Origin of the sequence: Candidatus Chlorobium masyuteum, from assembly GCF_011601315.1 — a bacterium.
Taxonomy (GTDB): Bacteria; Bacteroidota; Chlorobiia; order Chlorobiales; family Chlorobiaceae; genus Chlorobium; species Chlorobium masyuteum.
In genome coordinates, this window is sequence record NZ_JAAORA010000006.1 from 14,672 (window position 1) to 33,379 (window position 18,708).

The following is an 18,708-nucleotide window of genomic DNA, read 5'->3' on the forward strand; positions in this document are numbered from 1 at the left end:
CTCTTTCAAACATTTCAATCCAGACCCCCTCATGCACAGAGAATTGAACTTTGAGCACTCCATAGAACAATCCTTGTTGCTCCATGGCGGCTACAGCAAGGGCGACCCGTTGGCTTATGACAAGAAGCTTGCGATCTTTCCCGATGAGGTTGTAGCGTTTGTTCAGGATACCCAGCCGGAGTTCTGGGAGCGGTTTTCAACGCTCAACAACGGGAACGCAAAAGCTGTGCTGATCGAGAGCCTTGTGCGAGAACTACGAACGAAGGGAATGCTCTCCATTCTCCGGAGTGGATTCAAGTGTTTCGGCAAAACAGTGCGAATGGCCTTCTTTGCCCCGAATACCGGCATGGACCCTGTTGCGCAGGAACGGTTCAATAAAAACCGGTTCACCGTAATCCGCCAGCTTGAAACAGAGAGCGGAGCTATCCCTGACATGGTGCTTGCAGTGAACGGCTTGCCGGTGGTGTCGATGGAGCTGAAAAATCACCTGACCGGGCAGAACGTAGTACACGCCAAACAGCAGTACTGCGATCGTGATCCCAATGATCTCCTCTTTGCCTTCAAGCAGCGCTGCCTTGTCCATTTTGCGGTGGATACCGAAGAGGTCTGCATGACCACCAAACTTGAACGGGGAAGCTCGTACTTCCTCCCCTTCAACAGAGGATACAATCACGGCAAAGGGAACCCTCCGGTTGAGGGTGAGCTTCGCACTTCCTACCTCTGGGAGAAGGTTCTGGTAAAAAAGAGTCTGATGGATATTCTCGGGCGATTCCTCCACCTGCAGGTTGAGGAAAAAACTGTTCCCACCGGAAAAGGGCTGAAGAAGCTTCAAAGCGAAAGCATGATATTCCCCCGCTACCATCAGCTTGATGTGGTGCGCAAACTTGCCGAACATGCCAGGCAGCACAATTCAGGGCACAACTACCTCATCCAGCACTCTGCGGGTTCAGGAAAATCGAACTCCATTGCCTGGCTTGCCCACCGGCTTTCAACCCTGCACGATGCCGGGAATGAAAAAATCTTCCATTCAGTGGTGGTCATTACCGACCGTGTGGTGCTTGACCAGCAGTTGCAGGATACCATTTTCCAGTTCGAGCACAAGCAGGGTGTCGTGCAAAAGATTGACGAAAACACCCAACAGCTTGCAAAGGCACTCGCTGACGGCGTACCGATCATCATTTCAACCATACAGAAGTTCCCGTTTATCACACAAGCTCTTGCAACGCTTGAGAAGAAGGGTCAGGGCATCGACATCTCTACTACAGGCAGACGGTTCGCCGTGATTGTGGACGAAGCACACAGCTCGCAGAGTGGCGAAACCGCCATGGAGCTAAAGAAAATTCTGAACCGCGAAGGAATAGAATCGGCCATTGCCGAGCAGATACTCGACATGAACGATGAACCTATTTCAGACGAGGCCAAACGCTCCATGCTGCTGGAGCAGATCAAGCGCACGAAACAGCCGAACCTGAGCTTTTTCGCCTTTACCGCGACACCTAAGTTCAAAACGCTTGCGGTGTTTGACGAGCCCGGAGAAAACGGCACCTCTCCGTTCCACCTCTACAGTATGCGTCAGGCCATTGAAGAGGGGTTTATTCTTGATGTGCTGAAGGGATACACCTGTTACAAACGATATTATCAATTGGTCCGTACGGCAGAGGATGATCCTGAACTGCCGAGAAGAAAGGCGGCGCGGGCACTTGCCCGTTATGTTGACCTGCACGACTATAACATTACGCAGAAAGTTGAAATCATCGTTGAGCATTTCCGCACACACTCCCGCCACAAAATCAGCGGTCAGGCCAAAGCTATGGTGGTAACCGGATCGCGCGAACATGCCGTGCGCTATAAACTCGCGTTCGACAACTACCTGAAAGCAAAAAAATATCACGACATCAAAACGCTCGTCGCTTTCTCGGGCGAACTCTCTCTTAACGACCACCCCGGTATCAGGTTTACCGAAACACAGATGAACCATGGCATCAGGGAACGAGAGCTGCCTGAGCGGTTTGCTTCAGATGAGTATCAGGTTTTACTGGTGGCGGAAAAGTATCAGACAGGATTTGACCAGCCTTTGCTGCATACCATGTACGTCGATAAACGGCTCTCCGGCATTCAGGCCGTTCAGACCCTCTCACGCCTGAACCGCACCTGCCCCGGCAAGGAGAGTACCTTTGTGCTTGATTTTGTTAACGATCCGGAAGAGATCTACCTCTCCTTCAAGCCCTATTACGAAACAACCGGGCAAGGCGAAGAAACCGACCCGCACCAGCTCAATGAACTGGCACACAAACTCGACCAGTGGAAGGTTTATGACCAGTCGGAGGTGAACGCGTGGTGCGAAATCTGGTTCAGCAATCGTATGCACCCTACCGGTACCGAACATAAAAAGCTGAACAGCATCCTCGATGTCGTGGTTGAACGGGTTATCAAGCTTGAAGAGGAGGAGATTGAACTCTTCAAAAGCCAGTTTACGAGCTTCCGGAATCTCTACGGATTCCTTTCGCAGGTAATCCCCTATCAGGATTCAGGTCTTGAAAAGCTCTACACCTTCGGGCGCTACCTGCTCTCAAAGCTCCCTCGCGGGACAGGAAAGAATGTCAGAATAGATGATGAGGTGCAGTTGAAATACTACCGGCTGGAGAAGTACAGCGAAGGCTCCATTTCACTCCGGGAGGGAGATGCTCCCCCTTTGGCTGGCCCAAAGGAGGTCGGTACCGGAAGCGCTGATGAAGAGGTGCCGCTCTCCACGCTGGTTGAGCAGCTCAACGAAAGGTTCGGCACCGATTTCACCCCTGCCGATCAGCTCTTTTTCGATCAGGTGCAGGCTGCAGCCACAGAGAACGAAAAGATCCGGCAGGCCGCAGAGGCCAACACCCTCTCGAACTTCGAACCGGTATTCAACCAGCACCTCGAAACCCTGCTGCTCGACCGCATGAACGGCAACGAAGCCATATTCAACCGAATCATGAACGACGAAGCCTTCAAAACCTTCATTGCTCAGAAGCTGATGCACAACGTCTTCGAAAAGATAACGCGGCAGGCGGGATGAACAACTGAAGCTGGAGGCCTGTTCAGTTAAGGCAAGCTTTTTTCTCAAGCTTGCGCCTGAAATCAGACTCGGCATCAAGAGAAGAGATCATGGTATCGCTCACATTTGTAAGCCGGGCAAGATCGGCGCGAGGCAGAGAGCTTTGATCGGAAAACACGAGCACACTGTCAAATTTTGCCTGGGTTCTGAGCAGATGCTCAAGGATAATGGTAACCGTCTTTGCCTTATCCCGATTAGGAATACCAAAGAGAAAAACCGGCGCATCCTTTCCTTCGATCCTGTAGTCAATCGGATAATCTGAGGCATTTTCCATCCCTTCGTAGAGATAATCCTTTGTGACATTTTCAGAAGGAACAAACCTGAAGAGAGTCTCCCTGAGGTCTTCGTAGAATGTGGACTCTACCCGTGATCTTTTTAAAAACGTCAAGTCACTGATACTCGTAATCGCCTGCCCCAGACGAAAAATATCAGAAGCAAGTCGCTCAGAAGTCGAATCAATGCAGAGGGAACCATCATGTTCCTCAACAGATGTTTCGGACTTTATCTTCTCGTAAAGAGCGCCCCTCGTTCCTTCGCGGAACTTGTCGATATCGTGCTCATAGCTCAGATGCATCAAGGTATGACCCATATCGGTAAGCCTGAGCAGTCCCCCCGGCATAACCTTGATGTACAACTGGTACTGATCCCCGTCAGGAAATGTAAACGGAGTATCAACAGCAAGCAGTCCAGCGGTTTTTTCCCTTATCTGCACTTCGCTGCACATCGCCTTGCAAAGTGTGTTCTGGAGTATTTTTACATCAATAACCATCAATCAAACAAATCAATCTGGTTTATGCCGACTTCATCTGAAGTCATGCCCTCAATACGGCAATCCTTGAGCAGGCAATAGAGTGCTTCATTCAGATTATGGTATTTATCTGTCTCACAAGCAAATCCATCAGGTTTCTGGTTTGCTGCGATATATCTCTCTGCGGGGACTCCGGGACGATCATGATTTACTGTACTTTCGAAGGGTACCGAAACAAAATCGCTTACCTCATTCCGTTCTCTCAGAATGCTGTGCAATGGGTTATGATATGTTTCCCGGAGGTTTTCGAGGCTTGTGGGGATTGCTCTACCTTTCCCTCCCTTCACGGATACAATCAACAATCTCTTTCGTCGAAATTTGAGCTTTAATGGTTGGGGCCGATAATGATTGACGTATGGGCTCGCGATTAACCAACTTGGAGGAAATCCGGAAGGGGCTATCTGGTTGTATGGGCAAATTACGGGACGGTATTCACCGGTAACAGTTATCGGCACAAACCGCATTGCACAGAGATGCCTCCCACCGGTTCGGCATGACACGAACGCGAACATCCCGAGACTATTCGATACTTTGCAGGCCCTTTCCGTTTTCACCTTTCTCCAGTCAAGTAAGTAAGGCAACGCATTGTTCAGAAACAAAATATACGATTGCCCGCAAACCACGGAAAGAAATTCGGTCGTAATTATCCGGTAAATTTCAGGCCTGAAGAGATTTTGAATGTTGGATGATGGATTAAGAGGAAAAGGTCGGAGAGGATTCGGGAGGTGAGAAAGAGGAAATTACTCGGTTTATAGTGATTTATTCTAAATTATTATCGATATTCCGATAATAGCCACGGTAATTTCACAGACTCGCACAACCATGGAACAAGCTTGCTCGCTCGGTACCCGCATCAAATCGGTGCGTGATCACTTCGGTCTTCGCCAGGAGGAGTTTGGCGAAAAAATAGGGCTCTCCGGCAACAGGGTATCTGAAATTGAAAATGACAAGGGTGGCACCAAAGCCTCTGTTTTGATCTCAATATGCCAGGAGTTCCCCCTCAATCCGGAGTGGCTTCTCTCCGGGGAGGGATCCATGCTGAAAAAACCGGAAGAGAGCGGCATCTCCCCTGATGAATTCAGCCGGAGAATCACCATGCTTGAAAAGCAGATGCAGCAGTTCGTCATCAACACGATCGAGCCTGAAAGTCCCTCTCTTGCCAAAGTGCCGCTCTACAGCTCCGCAGTTCCGGCAGGGATGCCTGATCCCGCTTCGGATGAAATCGAAGAGTACCTTGATATGCCTGCATCATGGGCCCAGGGTAAAAAGAATATCTATGCCCTGAAGGTCAACGGTGACAGCATGGTTGATATCGGCATCATGCCGGGAGATCTCCTTATGGTTGAGGCGAGAACGACCGCACGGGACGGCCAGGTGGTGGTTGCCTGCATAAACAGTGAGGTAACCGTCAAAACGCTCTGCATCAGCAATACCGGCACCATCTCTCTTATGCCTGAAAACAAGCGCTATCCGCCGATAGCAATCAACCCGGAGATGGATTTCAGAATACAGGGTGTGGTTATGGCCGCAGTGCGCCATTACGCTTAGGCATCTCTATTACTTTGTTCCGAAGTAACGATAACGCAAGATCAGGAGACTGTCGTTAGTGGCCCATCGCTGTATATGCAAAAGGGGCAACGCTAAAAATCGTCGTGAGCAGTTTGAGTGCAAGGCGGATGGAGCGCAGATACCGGAGTGTACTCGTAGTACATGAGGATATCGAGCACCACCCAACGCAGCAATCAAATTGCGGAACAGATCTATAGCTGTGCCCTACATGTCCATGAGACGGATAAACTCCAGTGCCTTCTCTCTCATTTCATCCTCGCCCTCATCGGAGAGCGGTGTTGAGTAACGGATCGAATAGCCGTATTTCCCCATGTTCTGCACCAGACGGAACCAGTCGTGCGTCAGAACCCTAAAGGTGACAATCATCCCCTCCCCTTCTGAATCGGCATGGTAGAGGCCACTGCTGAGAACGGTGGCATCATTTTTCTCAATCGAGGCTATGACTTCGGAGAGCTTAAGGCCTGAGGAGGGCACGTCAAGCTCAAGCGTCAGGCTCTCCTCTCCGAGATGAAACACCTCTGCAATTTTCTCAAGAACCACCTTTTTTTCAATCGTTCCGGCGTAGCTGCCGTCATCACGGGTAACCGGAATGATGGTTCCGGGAAAGAGGAGCGCTCCTGGAAAAATGTCAAAGAGATGCTCATGAACTCCGATACCGCCCTGCTCCGGCAGCGCGAGATCGCGCAGCGAGAGCGCAGCTGTTTTTTTCGACTGGACTGCCGTCACAAGATCCGGAATCGTAACCATTGCGCAGACCTTTCCCTCATGCAGTACCGGCGCAGACGCAAGGTGCCCCTGACGCATAAGCGCGTAAACTTCAGCCGCAGGAGCATCATCCGTGAAAAACGGATAGGTGGTATCAAGACGGCGCTCTATACACTCACTCAGCAGCATGGTTCAATTTTTTCAACTCTGCGTTCATGGCGTCCCCCTTCAAATTCGGCGGCAAACCAGTTCTGAAGGCTTTGTTCAATGGTCGCTTTATCGCTGAAGCGGGCGGAAAAACAGATAATATTGGCATTGTTATGCTGCCGGGCAAGGGTGGCAAATTCAGGGTTACAGGCAAGGGCAGCACGAATACCCTTGACTTTATTGGCGGCTATGGAAACTCCGATTCCTGTTCCACAGAGCAGAACACCCTGATCAAACTCACCAGCCGCTACCCCTTGTGCAACCTTACGGGCAAAATCCGGATAGTCGACAGACTCTTCATTATACGGGCCCATATCACTGCACGCATAACCGTGCTTTTCAAGCCATGCGACAACGGTTTTCTTTGACTCAAAACCGGCATGATCACTTGCAACTGCTATTTTCATAATTCTTTGACTTTAAATTTGAACGATGTTTTTTTGATGGTAGATCGGCTTAAAAAGAGTGACTGACTGTTGATTTCCGGCGCATCATTATCAACAAGAGAGTAGGTTCCGTCGGCCTGCATCTGCCATGCCTTGACATTATCAGAGAGAATCAGGTCAAGATCGGATTTAACCGAACGGATGCATGCTTTGTCAAAAACCGGAAAGAGGGTCTCAACCCGGTGATCAAGATTTCTCGGCATAAGATCGGCACTGCCCAGAAAGAGTTCCGCCCTGCCTCCATTTTGAAAATAGTAGGCCCGGCTGTGCTCAAGAAAGCGTCCCGTAATACTGATAACGCGGATATGTTCACTGACTCCCGGAATGCCGGGTTTAAGACAGCAGATACCCCGGACAATGAGATCAATCTTCACCCCTTCACAGGATGCTTTATAGAGTGCGCGTATGGTCTGCGCATCGACAAGGGCATTCATTTGCATGATGATTCTCCCCCTGTCCGATTTCCGGCTCCACTCTGCCTCCCGCTCAATCAGTTCAATGATCCGTTTTCTGGTGTTGATCGGTGAGACAAGCAGCTTTTTATATCCGGTGTGCCGGGAATACCCGGTCAGGGCGTTGAAGAGCTCAGCGATATCATTGGCCAGACGCTCATTGACCGTAAAAAGCGAGTAGTCGGTGTAGATTTTACCTGTTACCGGATTATAATTTCCCGTACCAAGATGCAGATAGCGTTTCAGGCGGTGCTGCTCACGGCGCACAATCATGGTAAGCTTGGCATGGGTCTTCAGGCCGGGAAGACCATAGACGACATGCGCACCGACATCTTCAAGTGCCCTTGCCCAGACAATATTGTTCTCTTCGTCAAACCGTGCCTTGAGTTCCACAAGTACAGCCACCTGTTTACCCTCTTCAGCCGCCTTCATCAGTGCCTTGACAATCGGAGAGTTGCCGCCTACCCGGTAAAGTGTCTGCTTTATGGAGAGCACATCAGGATCCACTGCGGCCTGGTTGATAAAATCAACAACCGGCTGAAAGGAATCATATGGGTGATGAAGCAGCTGATCTTTGGCCTTGATGGCTCCGAACAGATCCTCTCCGTACTCCTCCTCAATCCGGTTATAGGGAACAAACGGTTCATCCTTGAGTTCAGGCTTGTCAATCTTCAACAGATCAATGAGACAACCCAGACCGAGCACTCCGCCGATCTCGTAAACATTGCGAGATGTCACCTCGAGATTTTTCATCAGCAGCTTTCTGACCGACTGCGGCATATCGGGAGTAACATCCAGCCGCACAACCTTTCCATACCTGCGTGAAAGAAGACCCTGCTCTATGGTTTCAAGAAGATCACCTGCTTCATCCTCCTCAATTTCAATATCCGCATCACGAATCAGCCGGAAGAGATGTGACTGGATAATCCTCATTTTCGGAAAGAGCTGCTCCAGATTATTCTCAACGAGATCTTCAAGCCAGATAAAGCGGATGATTTCGTCGCCCGCTTCAAATCCCTCGATATCATTCAGACGGAGCAACCGCGGCAGTATGCTCGGAACCTTCACACGGGCAAACTTCAACGCCCGGTTCTCTTCATCCTCCAGCTCTATGGCAAGATTCAACGAGAGATTGGACATGAAGGGAAAGGGGTGTCCGGTATCGAAAGCAAGCGGAGTGAGTACCGGAAATATCTCCTTTCGAAAATAGTGACGTAACACCTCCTTCTGGGATACAGAGAGTCCGGAAAAACGCAGAAACTCAATACCATGACGTTTCAGCGCCGGAATGAGGTCATTATAGAAGCACTCATTTCTCTGGCTGAGCTGCTGCAGTACCATGGTGCGGATCTTTTCAAGCTGACGTGCCGGAGTAAGTCCGTCAATGGTTCTGTCCTGAATACCGGCTTCATACTGATCCTCAAGACCGGCAACCCGGATCATGAAATATTCGTCAAGGTTCGAGCTGAAAATCGAGATAAATTTCACCCTTTCGAGAAGCGGGTGAAAATCGGGTTGTAACGCCTCTTCAAGGACCCGCTGATTGAAATAGATCCAGCTCAGCTCCCGATTGACATAGTAAGCGGTATCAAAAAAATCCGGTTGAACCCTCTCCGGTCTGCTCACCTCACTCCCTTGCAGCATAGTTAGCCTGAAATTATGTAAATCTGATAAATCCTTCTTCATGAACAACTCCGTCAAGGGGCTCATCCCATGGATCATGAGGCACTGTGTCAATCATCTGCATAGTGAAAGCAAGTCCGATACGCAAGGGGCGAAAACCCTCCAGAGAGAGCCGGTGAAGAAACCGGTCATAAAAACCTTTGCCATAACCAAGACGATATCCGCTTCTGTCAAAAGCAAGCAGCGGGATAAGCACAACATCAAGCATCGATTCATCAGCCTTCACCAACACTTCAGGTTCCGGCTGGCCGAATCTTGCTACCCTCAGGGGTTCACCTTTCCGGTAGAGCGCTGAACAGAGATCCTGATCCTGCACAACAGGAACAGCAAGCTGTTTATTCAGGAGGGTCAACGCTTCAACAAGCGGCCAGGTGTTCACCTCCGGTTGAGCGGGCAGAGGAATATAGAGATCAATAAGACGGGCACTCATAACCTCCGGCAGAGAGAGCACATGAGCGGAAATGGCTTCGCTCATGATACGCCTGCGCTCTAAACAAATCGCTCCTCTCATCTCCGCCATCAGGGCTCTTGTCACTTCTTTTGCCGCTGCTACAGAGCTCTCCCGACAGCCGGGAGGGTTCCACCCCTCACTCCTCATGATTCTTTTCCAATAATATGGAACAGATCAGCTACATTATAAAATGTAAAATAATAAAATAGTGTTCTTTCCTGCATGCCGTACTCCCCAGGAAAGGGCGCCCGGAACGCCATAGAGAGCAGACAACAGCATCACAATCCCAACCTGGTGAACGCGTGGAAAACCTGATCCTCCGAAACTCCATTCATCCCGGTGCCATCTATTGTGTCGGGAAAAACTATTCCGATCATGCCCTTGAGATGCAGCAGCTCGAAGCAGCGGCAATGATAGCTCAGAGCCGGCAGAGTGCGGAACCGATTATCTTTATGAAGCCCCCTACTGCCCTTGAAACTGATGGCATGATTACCATACCTGTTTTTCATGGCAGACCGCTTTCTGAAAACATGCATTATGAGGCAGAACTTGTGCTGCTTGTCGGCAAATCAACCGATGGCTGCTCCATTGAGGAGGCTGCAACTTTCATCAGCGGATTTGGTGCAGGACTTGATATGACCCTGCGTGACGAACAGCTCTCGGCCAAAAAATCGGGCAACCCGTGGCTCAAGAGCAAAGGGTTCCGCAAAAGCGCCCTGATTTCCGATTTTGTTCCCTTCAGTGAAGCGCTCTTTCCTCTCGATCTTGAAATTTCGCTGGAGCTGAACGGCAAGCCGGTACAACAGGGGGCGGTTTCAGAAATGCTCCATCCCCCGGCCATGCTTATTCATTATTTGTCGTATCTTTACGGATTAAGAAGCGGTGATCTTGTTTTTACGGGGACACCCGCAGGAGTAGGCGCCGTCAGGCCGGGTGATGCACTGAAATGCCAGGTTTCCCGACCGGGAGCCGGAAGCCGTGAAGTGGTTGCTGAACTGCGAGCCAACGTTTTCTGACACCAGTAAATAATTGAACCGGAACCATGAGTTATATTTTTCAGCAGGCCCGTCTGCTCAATCCTCTTGAAAAGCTTGACCGCACCGGATCCATAAAGGTCTCCGATGTAGGTATCATTGAAGCGCTCGCCTTCGATAATGACACGCTTCCCTCTTCACCCGAAGACCGGATTGTTGACCTTCGGGGCCAGATTCTCGCTCCGGGCCTTTTTGATATGCACTGCCATTTCCGGGAACCCGGTCAGGAGTACAAGGAGACGCTTGAAAGCGGTTCGGAAGCTGCGGCTGCCGGAGGTTTTACCGGGGTCGCCCTGATGCCGAACACAAAACCGGTTATAGACAGTCCGCTGGGCGTCGCTTATATCCGTCATCACGCCGCAAATCTGGCGGTCGATCTTGAAGTTGTCGGTGCGATGACTGTTGAGAGCCGCGGAGAGCATCTTGCCCCCTTCGGAAAGTTCCGATCCTATGGAGTAACGGCCATATCAGATGACGGAACGGCTATTCAGAGCAGTCAGATCATGCGGCTCGCTTTTGAGTATGCATCAAACTTTGATCTCCTCATCATTCAGCACTGCGAAGACAAATCCCTTACCCAGGGTGCGGTCATGAATGAAGGTGTTTTTTCAGCACAACTCGGTCTGAAAGGTATTCCGGACATATCCGAAGCCATTACCCTCGGAAGAGACCTGCTGCTGATGGAGTACCTGCAGAAGCACAAACTGCATGAACCGCTGGGAAAACCACGCTATCATGTTGCTCACATCAGTACCGGAGCCGCACTTGATCTTGTGCGCAAGGCAAAGCGTGAAGGACTGGCTGTGACCTGTGAGGTTACACCCCACCATTTCACCCTCTGTGATGAGTCGCTGTTTCAGGCTGAAGATAAAGGCAACTATCTGATGAAACCGCCGCTTGGCTCAAGGGAGAATCTTGAAGCCATTCTGCAGGGGCTGGCCGACGGAACGATTGATGCCATTGCCACAGACCATGCCCCGCATGCATCACATGAAAAAGAGTGCCCCCTCGACCAGGCGGCGTTCGGCATTATCGGACTTGAAACATCGGTTGGCCTTACCCTGACAGAACTGGTAGAAAAGAGGATTATCTCCATCTCTCGGGCCATTGAACTGCTCTCGGTCAACCCGCGGAGAATCATGAACCTCAAACCGATTCTTTTCGCGCCGGGCGAAGTTGCCAATTTCACCTTCATCAATCCCGAAAAGGAGTGGCGATGCACTCCGGAATCGATTCGCTCCAAATCATCAAACACCCCCTTTCTTAATCGCACGCTGAAAGGAAAATCGAGCGGAATATTCCACAAGGGGAGGCTTCTCTTTTCGGAACCGGAGCGGCACTGATTCCTTTATACAGATTACTTGCTTCCGGTTATTATTTTCATTACTTTCTTGTTCATTTTTGGCAAAATCTTTTAGTGCCGAGTATTAACAACAAGAACTAACGCACACGTCATGGCAAAGAAACAAACGTTTGGAGATAAAGGTAAAAAAACCGGTGTCAGCGACTTCAAAATGGCCAAGCTTGTTTTTTCCGTAAAATCCGAAAAGAGCAATGCATGGAAATTCGTTGAAAAACATGTCAGAATCCCGAATGGCGAGAATGAACAGCCTATTCTGGCAAAAGCTATCAGCGATTACGCAAAATAATTGCCCGGCAGATCAGTACAGGGCATTGCAATTGATGCCCTGCACTCCCTCCTTTTCCCGTCTCTTTTTTCACCGCCATACCCGAGAGTTCCGATATGCAGGGAACAGAAAATCCATCAGCGTGGTTCGAGGAGTGGTTTAACCATCCCTTCTACCTTCAGCTCTACAGTCACAGAAACAGGGATGAGGCTGAACGCTGCATCCTCACCATTCTCGCTCTGACAGAGCTTGACCGCAAGCCCTGTCACTCGGTTTCCGTCCTTGATATTGCCTGCGGAGCAGGCCGTCACGCTCTTGAATTTGCCCGTCTGGGCTACACGGTAACCGGAAACGATCTCTCCCCTTTTCTGCTTGAAGAGGCCAGAAAAGAGGCGGCGAACGGCTGCCTCAACGTACAGCTTACCGGCTGCGATATGAGGGCGATCAAGGAACAGGAGCGGTTTGATCTGGTGGTACAGCTCTTCACCAGTTTCGGCTACTTCACGACCAAAGAGGAGGACATGCTTGTTCTTCAAAGGGTTTATGACGCGTTGAAGCGCGGAGGGTGGTATGTGCTCGATCTGATCAACCCAATCCATCTTGAGCGGACGCTTGTTCCGCATTCATGCAGGATGGCTGGCGATCTGACGGTTAACGAGGAGAGGCGTCTGGAAAACGGGAGAATCACCAAAACCATCACCATCACCTCCCCTTCGGAAGAGAGGCTGAACTTCAGTGAATCAGTTAGAGTCTACGCAAGAGAAGAGATAGCGTCAATGCTGAGTGAAACGGGATTTTCACTCAGCACGATTGCCGGTGACTATGACGGCTCCCCTTTCGAAGCAACGCTTTCGCCGAGAATGATGCTCTTCTGCCGCAAACCTTAAAGCAGATTCCGATCGCGATACCATTCATAGGCATTTCGAATACTGTGTTCGTGCGGCTCAAACCGCATGTTTAGCTCACGAATTGCCTTGGACGAATCAAAATAGAGATACTCGGAGGCAACCCTGAACATGGAGAGGTTGAAGAGCTTCGAGATACTGTTTTTATTCTTGTACAGATCAAGAATCGACTTCAGTATCCTTGCCATCCAGAATGGGAGCGGAAAATGGATTTTCGGTGCTCCGGTAATCCTTGAAATCGTGTCGGCCAGCTGCTTGTAGGAGACATTTTCTCCCCCGATAATGTAGCGCTCGCCGGTTCTCCCTTTTTCCATCGCCGCGATGATGGTCTCGGCCACAATTTCAACATCGACAACACAGATACCGCCAAGCGGGTAAAAAGGGAGTTTCCGGTTGTAGACATCCTTGATAATACGTCCGGCATTAAAGTTTATATCACCGGCTCCGAAGACGAATGCGGGATTGACAATAACACAGTCAAGTCCTTTTTTGACGGCAGTTGCCACTTCAACTTCAGCGATATGTTTTGTTCTGGCATACTCCAGGCTGATTGAGTCAAAATTCCAGACAACCGATTCGTTCACCGGTTTTTTGTCAAATGCTATCCCGACGGCCGTTATGGAGCTGACATGAATAACCCGTTTAACTCCGGTAGCAAGGGCTGCGCGCAGAATATTTTTTGTTCCGTCAACATTGATTTTGTAAAGCAGTGCATTTTTCTTGTCGCCCATATAGGTAAGGCCTGCGGTATGATAGACAAGATCAATCCCCTTCATCGCCTCATGGATCGAGTCACTGTCTGTTATATCGCCATAGAGAAGATGAATGCGGTCCAGGACATCAGAGAGTGAGGTCAAATCAGAGGTTTTTCTGACAAGGACAAAGATTTCATCAGATGAGGCTGCAAGCTTGATAACAAGACGGGAACCAATAAAACCGGTAGCTCCGGTTACCAGAATTTTTTTATTCACGAATCAAATGCTTCAAAATAATTAACAAACCTTCATTTCTCTGTTCTGCATAATTCTGATAACCGGCCATTCCGGAACCGCACGTTATGCTGCTGTTATTGTGCGGTGCTGTTTTCTTCAACCGAAATTTCTCCGCTCACGATTTTATTACGAAGAGTCTCTACTTTTTCATGATTTGCCGCTCCGATCAGAGCCGAATTCTTCTCATTGTAGACGTAATCGGTATAGCGGTCGGCCAGACCGAAAACAGCAACCGACCCGCCTTTGAACGAGCCATCAAGTGCACGCTCAACCGTTTTCAGCACAGCACGATCCACAGCCTTGATCATGCTGCTCAACACAAAGCCCGGAGCATCCGGCTCCTGATCCCTGTCGGTGCAGATAACAAGCTTCCTGGTCTCTCTGGCAGCTTCAATGACGCCAAGACCGCTCGCTCCGGCGGCTTCATAGATGATATCGGCTCCCCTTGCAAATTGGCCAAGAGCCAGCTCCTTACCCTTTGAGGGGTTGGCAAAGGCACTCCCGGTCATACCGATATAGCCGGAAATAACCTTGATGCGGGGATCAACTGCATGAACACCGGCAATAAAACCGGTCTCGAATTTTTTAATAACCGAAGACTCCATTCCGCCAATAAAACCGACTGTTTTTGATTTGCTCACCAGTCCCGCCAGAGCGCCTGCAAGGTATGATCCCTTCTTCTCCTCAAAGACAATTCCCTGGAGATTAGGAGGAATAGCTGCTCCGGGCTTGCTGATATAATCGATGCATGCAAATTTCTTGTCCGGGAATTCAGCCGCAATCCTTGTGATATCATCACTGAAAAGCAGGCCCACTCCTATTACCAGATCAATATCCGGATCCGAAGCCATCTGGCGCAGAGCTGCTTCACGATCAGCTCCCTCTCCCTGTGGTTCAACATAGAGAAAATTAATGCCATGCTTCTTTTTGGCCATTTCCAGACCATTGTATGCTGAATCATTGAATGATTTATCCCCTCTTCCGCCTATGTCAAAAACAAGTCCAACCTGCAGTTTATCACCGGATGAGCTCTCTTTCCCCTGTTTTTCATCTGTTTTACCGGAACAACCGGAAAGAAGAAGAAAAAAGGTGAGCAGATAAGGAAGCAGATGTTTCATTGGAGTGGATGAAAAAGGTTGAAACTGCTATTAACTTGCTGTTTTCATGGCCTTGAAAATATGAAATTTTATCTCCATTTAAAACCCTGCTGGAACGGATGCCTGTTTTATCAATTCAGCAGCACGGTCTGCATCCCAGGCTATACGGCGGTTGACCTCGCGATACCGGCAATGAGCTTCAACAGGGTAAACGCAAGCGACCGGTAGCGGAGCTCTCCATCCAGACCTCTTACGGCGCGGATTTTCGGCACCAGTACCGAAGCAACCTTTTCCGGCTCTTCAGCAATGAGTTTCAGAATCCTCTGCGACGAAGCCGGAGCATCGACGAGCAAAAGGTCCGTCAATACCAATCCAGGGCTCAATTCATGAACGCCGATACCTGTTTTCCCGGCGCTTTTCAACTCTTTTGCAAGAAAACGGGTCAACTCCGCCACCCCCCTTTTTGAAGCCTTGTGAGGAACAGCACTTCGGGAAAATGCGGCTCCGGGAGATGAAAAACCCATATTGAAGATATGATAGCGCGCTTCGCCTGACAGGGGCTGACGATCCATAAGCCGGACCGCTTCTGCACAGAGCAGAAGCGAACCGCTCATATTGGTTGCTGATGTCTCAAGGATATCGGGCAGCTCCAGCTCCCATAACGGACGCTTCAGGCGGCCCGCAGTTCCGGCGTTGTTGATCCATCGGTCTACCTGACCGAGGCACTCGGAGGCAAACCCGGCAAAACTCCCTACATCTGCCGGATCGGCAACATCACAACGGAACCCGTAAACCTCTCTCTGCGGAAAAGATTTTTTCAGGGAGCAGAGTGCCCGGTCCAGTCGCTGCTGATTGCGTCCGCAGAGAACGACCCTGTCTCCGGCCGAAAGAAAAGCTTCCGCAAAAGCATAGCCCAGTCCTTTGCTGCCTCCGGTGATGACAATACCGAGAGATCCCGGTTCACTCTTCTCTTTATGCATAACGCTGATCCCTGTATCGCATATAGTTTCAACCGCTCACTCGTTTCGCCGATCAGGAGTGTACTTTGTTTTTCTCTTTTCGGACAACGAAAAGAGAGTACAATCCATTCATGGCGTCTCTGTTTTTTTTTCGGGCTGCTCACCTTAATAAAAAGCGGTGCCTTTATCGGAGCAGTAAAAAAATATTCCTCCGTATGCTCTAAATCGTTAGAATCTTTGCTGATATATGCTTATAATTAAAAATATGCACTTTATCAGCAAGACAGCCGCACCTTAACCTAAAATAAAAGGCTATCGCGTATGCCACCTGAACAGAGTAAGCGCTCACCATTTTGTGTGATTTTCCCCCTGAACAGATTCTCCAGATTACTGCGTATTGCTCTCCTCAGCGTCACCGTAGCCGCTGTGCAACTGCCGGAAACGGCTCATAGCGAGGTCACTTCCGACATCGCTCAACGGCAGGTATCGGATCAGAAATGCGAGCAAACCTGCAGGATCTCGGGATCCATGCAGAAATTTTTTGTCCATGTCACCCAGTATTTCGGAACCCGCTACCGTTCCGGCGGTCAGACTCCCGCAGGTTTTGACTGTTCGGGTTTCGTTCGATTCATGTTCAGCAAGGTCTTCAACATGGAGCTCCCCCGTTCTTCAAGAGAGATGGCCGCAATCGGCAATAAAATCGGAAAAAATGAGCTGCAGCCCGGTGATCTTGTGTTTTTTCAGACATCCGGCAGCCGTATCAACCATGTCGGCATCTTTATCGGCAATGATACCTTTGTTCACTCCTCCCTCACCAAGGGCATTACCGAAGACCAGCTCAAACAGAACTACTACGAAAAACGGTTTGCCGGTGCTGTTCGCCTGTTTGATGCCTATTCGGGCATAAAGCAGAAAAGCGCCAATATCGATAGCGAGCCATCCTGATATTCCGCGCTTCATCCCTTCGGGGATATCGGCTCCGGAGATTACAGCGATGACAGTGAGGTAAAGCAAACAATACTCATCTTTCAAACATAACCGTTACGTTCATGAAAAAAAGAGTGATGAAACGGGCAGTGCTTGTGAGTCTGCTCTCTTTATGCCTCTCTCCTTCTGCATTCGCCGATACCGGTGATGTCGCCGGTACACTCAAAGGGGGAACATTAGGGCTGGGTGCTGAAGTAACCGTCGGCCTTACCTCCTCCATCAATGCAAGGGCTGGATTTAACACCCTGAACTATGACGGAAGTACAACAGAGAGCGATATCAAATATGATTACACCCTGAAGCTCCAATCCATTCCGCTGCTGCTCGACTGGCATCCGTTTGATGCATCAGGATTCAGACTCTCATCGGGTGCCGTATTCAACAGCAACAAGGTGAATGCTACCGGTGCCCCCCAGGGGACCTACACCATTGGAGGAACAACCTATACCACTGCGCAGATTGCCACACTCAGCGGTGATGTTACCTTCAACAACGTTTCGCCCTATGCCGGAATCGGATGGGGAAATGCTGTCGGCACCGACAGCGGCCTCTCCATAGCGCTTGACCTTGGCGTCGTCTTTCAGGGTACCCCGAACGTTTCGCTTGCTGCAAGCGGCCCTATTGCCACTGATGCCACCTTCAAAACCAATCTTGCCAAAGAGACCACCGATCTTGAGAGTAACATCAAAAGTCTGAAGTACTACCCGGTTATCTCTCTCGGCTTGGCTTACAAGTTTTAATATCAGCTCCCTCTCTCAATGCATCAGAGGGAAGCGATCTCCTCTGATGCATTGACGCTCTTTTGCCCTCGCTCATCCTCCGGCATCACTTCATCGAATAATGAGCTCCTTCTGCGGGCTCAGATACCCTTTGAAATGGGCCAGCTGTTCAATAAATGGTTCGGATTTCACCCTGATGATCCCCTTGTAAGGATTGTCAAATGCAACAATCACCAGCAGAACCAGCGTAATGATACAGGCCAGTGCGCCGACCATCAATGACTGTGCCATGGAGTTACTTGTACCGAAAAGAAAACTGAAGCCGATGGTGACAATACCGCCAATAATCATGACACTCCACATGAATGGCGGAATTACCCCCTCCTTTCCTGCCAGAATTCTCTGGTTTCTTGCATCGCTGAAATCATTGAGGTTTGAAACAATCTCCCGGTACCAGATGCTCTCATATTCATTCTGCGGTCTGAGCCGGAGCGTGAGATCAAATATCCGGTGAACGGAGCGGAGTGCTTCAGGACTTGAATTGCCTTCAGCCATCATCGGCCACTCCTCATTGATAACCCGAGTGCTGTAGGCGATGATCTCCTCCTGGATCGCGGCTGCCTCCGGCCTTCCGCTGAAAGCCCTTACATCCCTGAATACCGATGCCATGCAGCGAACCTCTTCATGCGCCCTTGACTCTGCATCCCGATATAACTCCCACTCCACAATTACAACAAAAGCCAGCAGGACAGCATAGATAACCCCGACAACGGAATAGATAAAGCCTGCGACATCATTATGCTTTGAGAGTTCCGCCACCCCGAACCGCCTGCGGACCATCATCATGCAAAAGATCGAGCAGAACATGACAAAAGCTGTAATGCCGGCAATAAACAGAATGTCGTTCATCTCGCGAGAAGTTTATTTTTGAGAAAAGAAGCGCAATCCTTCATGTCATCATCAACAACAGTGTCC

General features: G+C 49.8%; 18 protein-coding genes. 8 read left to right on the plus strand and 10 right to left on the minus strand.

Annotated elements, in window-relative coordinates; translation table 11 throughout:
• Positions 1-31 precede the first annotated feature (31 nt).
• Positions 32-3,052: a type I restriction endonuclease subunit R gene (locus G9409_RS09880; protein ID WP_166808605.1), complete on the plus strand. Its 3,021-nt coding sequence runs from the start codon at positions 32-34 to the stop codon at positions 3,050-3,052.
• A gap of 22 nt (positions 3,053-3,074) precedes the next feature.
• Here the strand turns inward: G9409_RS09880 and G9409_RS09885 are convergent, their stop codons facing one another.
• Positions 3,075-3,860 (minus strand): DUF1828 domain-containing protein, encoded by a 786-nt coding sequence (locus G9409_RS09885; protein ID WP_166808679.1) that lies wholly within the window; start codon positions 3,858-3,860, stop codon positions 3,075-3,077.
• A gap of 861 nt (positions 3,861-4,721) precedes the next feature.
• Between G9409_RS09885 and G9409_RS09890 the strand changes: the two genes are divergently transcribed.
• Positions 4,722-5,447, plus strand: a complete 726-nt coding sequence (locus tag G9409_RS09890) for a S24 family peptidase (RefSeq protein WP_166808606.1) — start codon at positions 4,722-4,724, stop codon at positions 5,445-5,447.
• A 225-nt stretch (positions 5,448-5,672) separates the two neighbouring features.
• Here the strand turns inward: G9409_RS09890 and G9409_RS09895 are convergent, their stop codons facing one another.
• From G9409_RS09895 to G9409_RS09910, 4 genes are read right to left on the minus strand one after another with little or no spacing between them, the layout of a single operon-like run.
• Positions 5,673-6,362 carry a CBS domain-containing protein gene (locus G9409_RS09895; protein ID WP_166808607.1) on the minus strand — a complete coding sequence of 230 codons (690 nt, stop codon included), beginning with the start codon at positions 6,360-6,362 and terminating at the stop codon, positions 5,673-5,675.
• Positions 6,353-6,787, minus strand: a complete 435-nt coding sequence (rpiB, locus tag G9409_RS09900) for a ribose 5-phosphate isomerase B (protein WP_076791043.1) — start codon at positions 6,785-6,787, stop codon at positions 6,353-6,355. Before rpiB ends, G9409_RS09895 begins: the two co-directional genes overlap by 10 nt.
• Positions 6,784-8,922, minus strand: a complete 2,139-nt coding sequence (gene ppk1 / locus G9409_RS09905; RefSeq protein WP_166808680.1) for a polyphosphate kinase 1 — start codon at positions 8,920-8,922, stop codon at positions 6,784-6,786. The genes rpiB and ppk1 overlap by 4 nt, the downstream gene beginning before the upstream one ends.
• Positions 8,923-8,935: 13 nt before the next feature.
• Positions 8,936-9,559 carry a 5-formyltetrahydrofolate cyclo-ligase gene (locus tag G9409_RS09910; RefSeq protein ID WP_328700136.1) on the minus strand — a complete coding sequence of 208 codons (624 nt, stop codon included), beginning with the start codon at positions 9,557-9,559 and terminating at the stop codon, positions 8,936-8,938.
• A gap of 155 nt (positions 9,560-9,714) precedes the next feature.
• On the opposite strand from G9409_RS09910, the gene G9409_RS09915 reads away from it, so the two are divergent.
• The 4 genes from G9409_RS09915 to G9409_RS09930 all read left to right on the plus strand — a co-directional run bounded on the left by G9409_RS09915 (position 9,715) and on the right by G9409_RS09930 (position 12,961).
• A complete protein-coding gene (locus tag G9409_RS09915; RefSeq protein WP_166808609.1) occupies positions 9,715-10,428 on the plus strand; it encodes a fumarylacetoacetate hydrolase family protein in 714 nt (237 codons plus the stop codon).
• 26 nt (positions 10,429-10,454) lie between these two features.
• Positions 10,455-11,789, plus strand: coding sequence for a dihydroorotase (locus tag G9409_RS09920; RefSeq protein ID WP_166808610.1), 1,335 nt, complete (start codon positions 10,455-10,457; stop codon positions 11,787-11,789).
• Between the two features lie 111 nt (positions 11,790-11,900).
• Positions 11,901-12,095 (plus strand): hypothetical protein, encoded by a 195-nt coding sequence (locus G9409_RS09925; protein WP_006366652.1) that lies wholly within the window; start codon positions 11,901-11,903, stop codon positions 12,093-12,095.
• 95 nt (positions 12,096-12,190) lie between these two features.
• On the plus strand, positions 12,191-12,961 hold the full coding sequence (locus G9409_RS09930; protein WP_166808611.1) for a class I SAM-dependent methyltransferase: 771 nt from the start codon (positions 12,191-12,193) through the stop codon (positions 12,959-12,961).
• On the opposite strand, the gene G9409_RS09935 is transcribed toward G9409_RS09930, so the two are convergent.
• The 4 genes from G9409_RS09935 to G9409_RS12165 form a co-directional block, all read right to left on the minus strand.
• Positions 12,958-13,950, minus strand: a complete 993-nt coding sequence (locus G9409_RS09935; RefSeq protein ID WP_166808612.1) for an SDR family oxidoreductase — start codon at positions 13,948-13,950, stop codon at positions 12,958-12,960. The genes G9409_RS09930 and G9409_RS09935 overlap by 4 nt on opposite strands.
• A 95-nt stretch (positions 13,951-14,045) precedes the next feature.
• On the minus strand, positions 14,046-15,089 hold the full coding sequence (locus tag G9409_RS09940; RefSeq protein WP_166808613.1) for a BMP family lipoprotein: 1,044 nt from the start codon (positions 15,087-15,089) through the stop codon (positions 14,046-14,048).
• Positions 15,090-15,229: 140 nt separating this feature from the next.
• Positions 15,230-16,048, minus strand: coding sequence for an SDR family oxidoreductase (locus tag G9409_RS09945; RefSeq protein ID WP_166808614.1), 819 nt, complete (start codon positions 16,046-16,048; stop codon positions 15,230-15,232).
• Positions 16,049-16,414: 366 nt separating this feature from the next.
• Positions 16,415-16,576, minus strand: a complete 162-nt coding sequence (locus G9409_RS12165; RefSeq protein ID WP_328700137.1) for a hypothetical protein — start codon at positions 16,574-16,576, stop codon at positions 16,415-16,417.
• Here G9409_RS12165 and G9409_RS09950 point away from each other — a divergent pair.
• Together G9409_RS09950 and G9409_RS09955 are read left to right on the plus strand one after the other, a co-directional pair.
• The gene (locus tag G9409_RS09950; RefSeq protein WP_328700138.1) at positions 16,556-16,972 is read left to right on the plus strand and encodes a C40 family peptidase; all 417 of its coding nucleotides are present in this window, start codon (positions 16,556-16,558) and stop codon (positions 16,970-16,972) included. The two genes, G9409_RS12165 and G9409_RS09950, sit on opposite strands and share 21 nt — an antisense overlap.
• A 104-nt stretch (positions 16,973-17,076) precedes the next feature.
• The gene (locus G9409_RS09955) at positions 17,077-17,754 is read left to right on the plus strand and encodes a hypothetical protein (protein ID WP_166808616.1); all 678 of its coding nucleotides are present in this window, start codon (positions 17,077-17,079) and stop codon (positions 17,752-17,754) included.
• 90 nt (positions 17,755-17,844) lie between these two features.
• Here the strand turns inward: G9409_RS09955 and G9409_RS09960 are convergent, their stop codons facing one another.
• Positions 17,845-18,642 (minus strand): bestrophin-like domain, encoded by a 798-nt coding sequence (locus tag G9409_RS09960; protein ID WP_166808617.1) that lies wholly within the window; start codon positions 18,640-18,642, stop codon positions 17,845-17,847.
• Positions 18,643-18,708: the final 66 nt, after the last annotated feature.

What these genes read in the sequence shown, in the direction of transcription:
- G9409_RS12165 (WP_328700137.1), bottom strand. Translation starts at nt 16,576, where the DNA reads ATGGACAAAAAATTTCTGCATGGATCCCGAGATCCTGCAGGTTTGCTC.
- G9409_RS09960 (WP_166808617.1), bottom strand. Translation starts at nt 18,642, where the DNA reads ATGAACGACATTCTGTTTATTGCCGGCATTACAGCTTTTGTCATGTTC.
- G9409_RS09945 (WP_166808614.1), bottom strand. Translation starts at nt 16,048, where the DNA reads ATGCATAAAGAGAAGAGTGAACCGGGATCTCTCGGTATTGTCATCACC.
- G9409_RS09880 (WP_166808605.1), top strand. Translation starts at nt 32, where the DNA reads ATGCACAGAGAATTGAACTTTGAGCACTCCATAGAACAATCCTTGTTG.
- G9409_RS09895 (WP_166808607.1), bottom strand. Translation starts at nt 6,362, where the DNA reads ATGCTGCTGAGTGAGTGTATAGAGCGCCGTCTTGATACCACCTATCCG.
- G9409_RS09925 (WP_006366652.1), top strand. Translation starts at nt 11,901, where the DNA reads ATGGCAAAGAAACAAACGTTTGGAGATAAAGGTAAAAAAACCGGTGTC.
- G9409_RS09955 (WP_166808616.1), top strand. Translation starts at nt 17,077, where the DNA reads ATGAAAAAAAGAGTGATGAAACGGGCAGTGCTTGTGAGTCTGCTCTCT.
- rpiB (WP_076791043.1), bottom strand. Translation starts at nt 6,787, where the DNA reads ATGAAAATAGCAGTTGCAAGTGATCATGCCGGTTTTGAGTCAAAGAAA.
- G9409_RS09910 (WP_328700136.1), bottom strand. Translation starts at nt 9,559, where the DNA reads ATGAGGAGTGAGGGGTGGAACCCTCCCGGCTGTCGGGAGAGCTCTGTA.
- G9409_RS09940 (WP_166808613.1), bottom strand. Translation starts at nt 15,089, where the DNA reads ATGAAACATCTGCTTCCTTATCTGCTCACCTTTTTTCTTCTTCTTTCC.
- G9409_RS09920 (WP_166808610.1), top strand. Translation starts at nt 10,455, where the DNA reads ATGAGTTATATTTTTCAGCAGGCCCGTCTGCTCAATCCTCTTGAAAAG.
- G9409_RS09890 (WP_166808606.1), top strand. Translation starts at nt 4,722, where the DNA reads ATGGAACAAGCTTGCTCGCTCGGTACCCGCATCAAATCGGTGCGTGAT.
- G9409_RS09930 (WP_166808611.1), top strand. Translation starts at nt 12,191, where the DNA reads ATGCAGGGAACAGAAAATCCATCAGCGTGGTTCGAGGAGTGGTTTAAC.
- ppk1 (WP_166808680.1), bottom strand. Translation starts at nt 8,922, where the DNA reads ATGCTGCAAGGGAGTGAGGTGAGCAGACCGGAGAGGGTTCAACCGGAT.
- G9409_RS09950 (WP_328700138.1), top strand. Translation starts at nt 16,556, where the DNA reads ATGCAGAAATTTTTTGTCCATGTCACCCAGTATTTCGGAACCCGCTAC.
- G9409_RS09885 (WP_166808679.1), bottom strand. Translation starts at nt 3,860, where the DNA reads ATGGTTATTGATGTAAAAATACTCCAGAACACACTTTGCAAGGCGATG.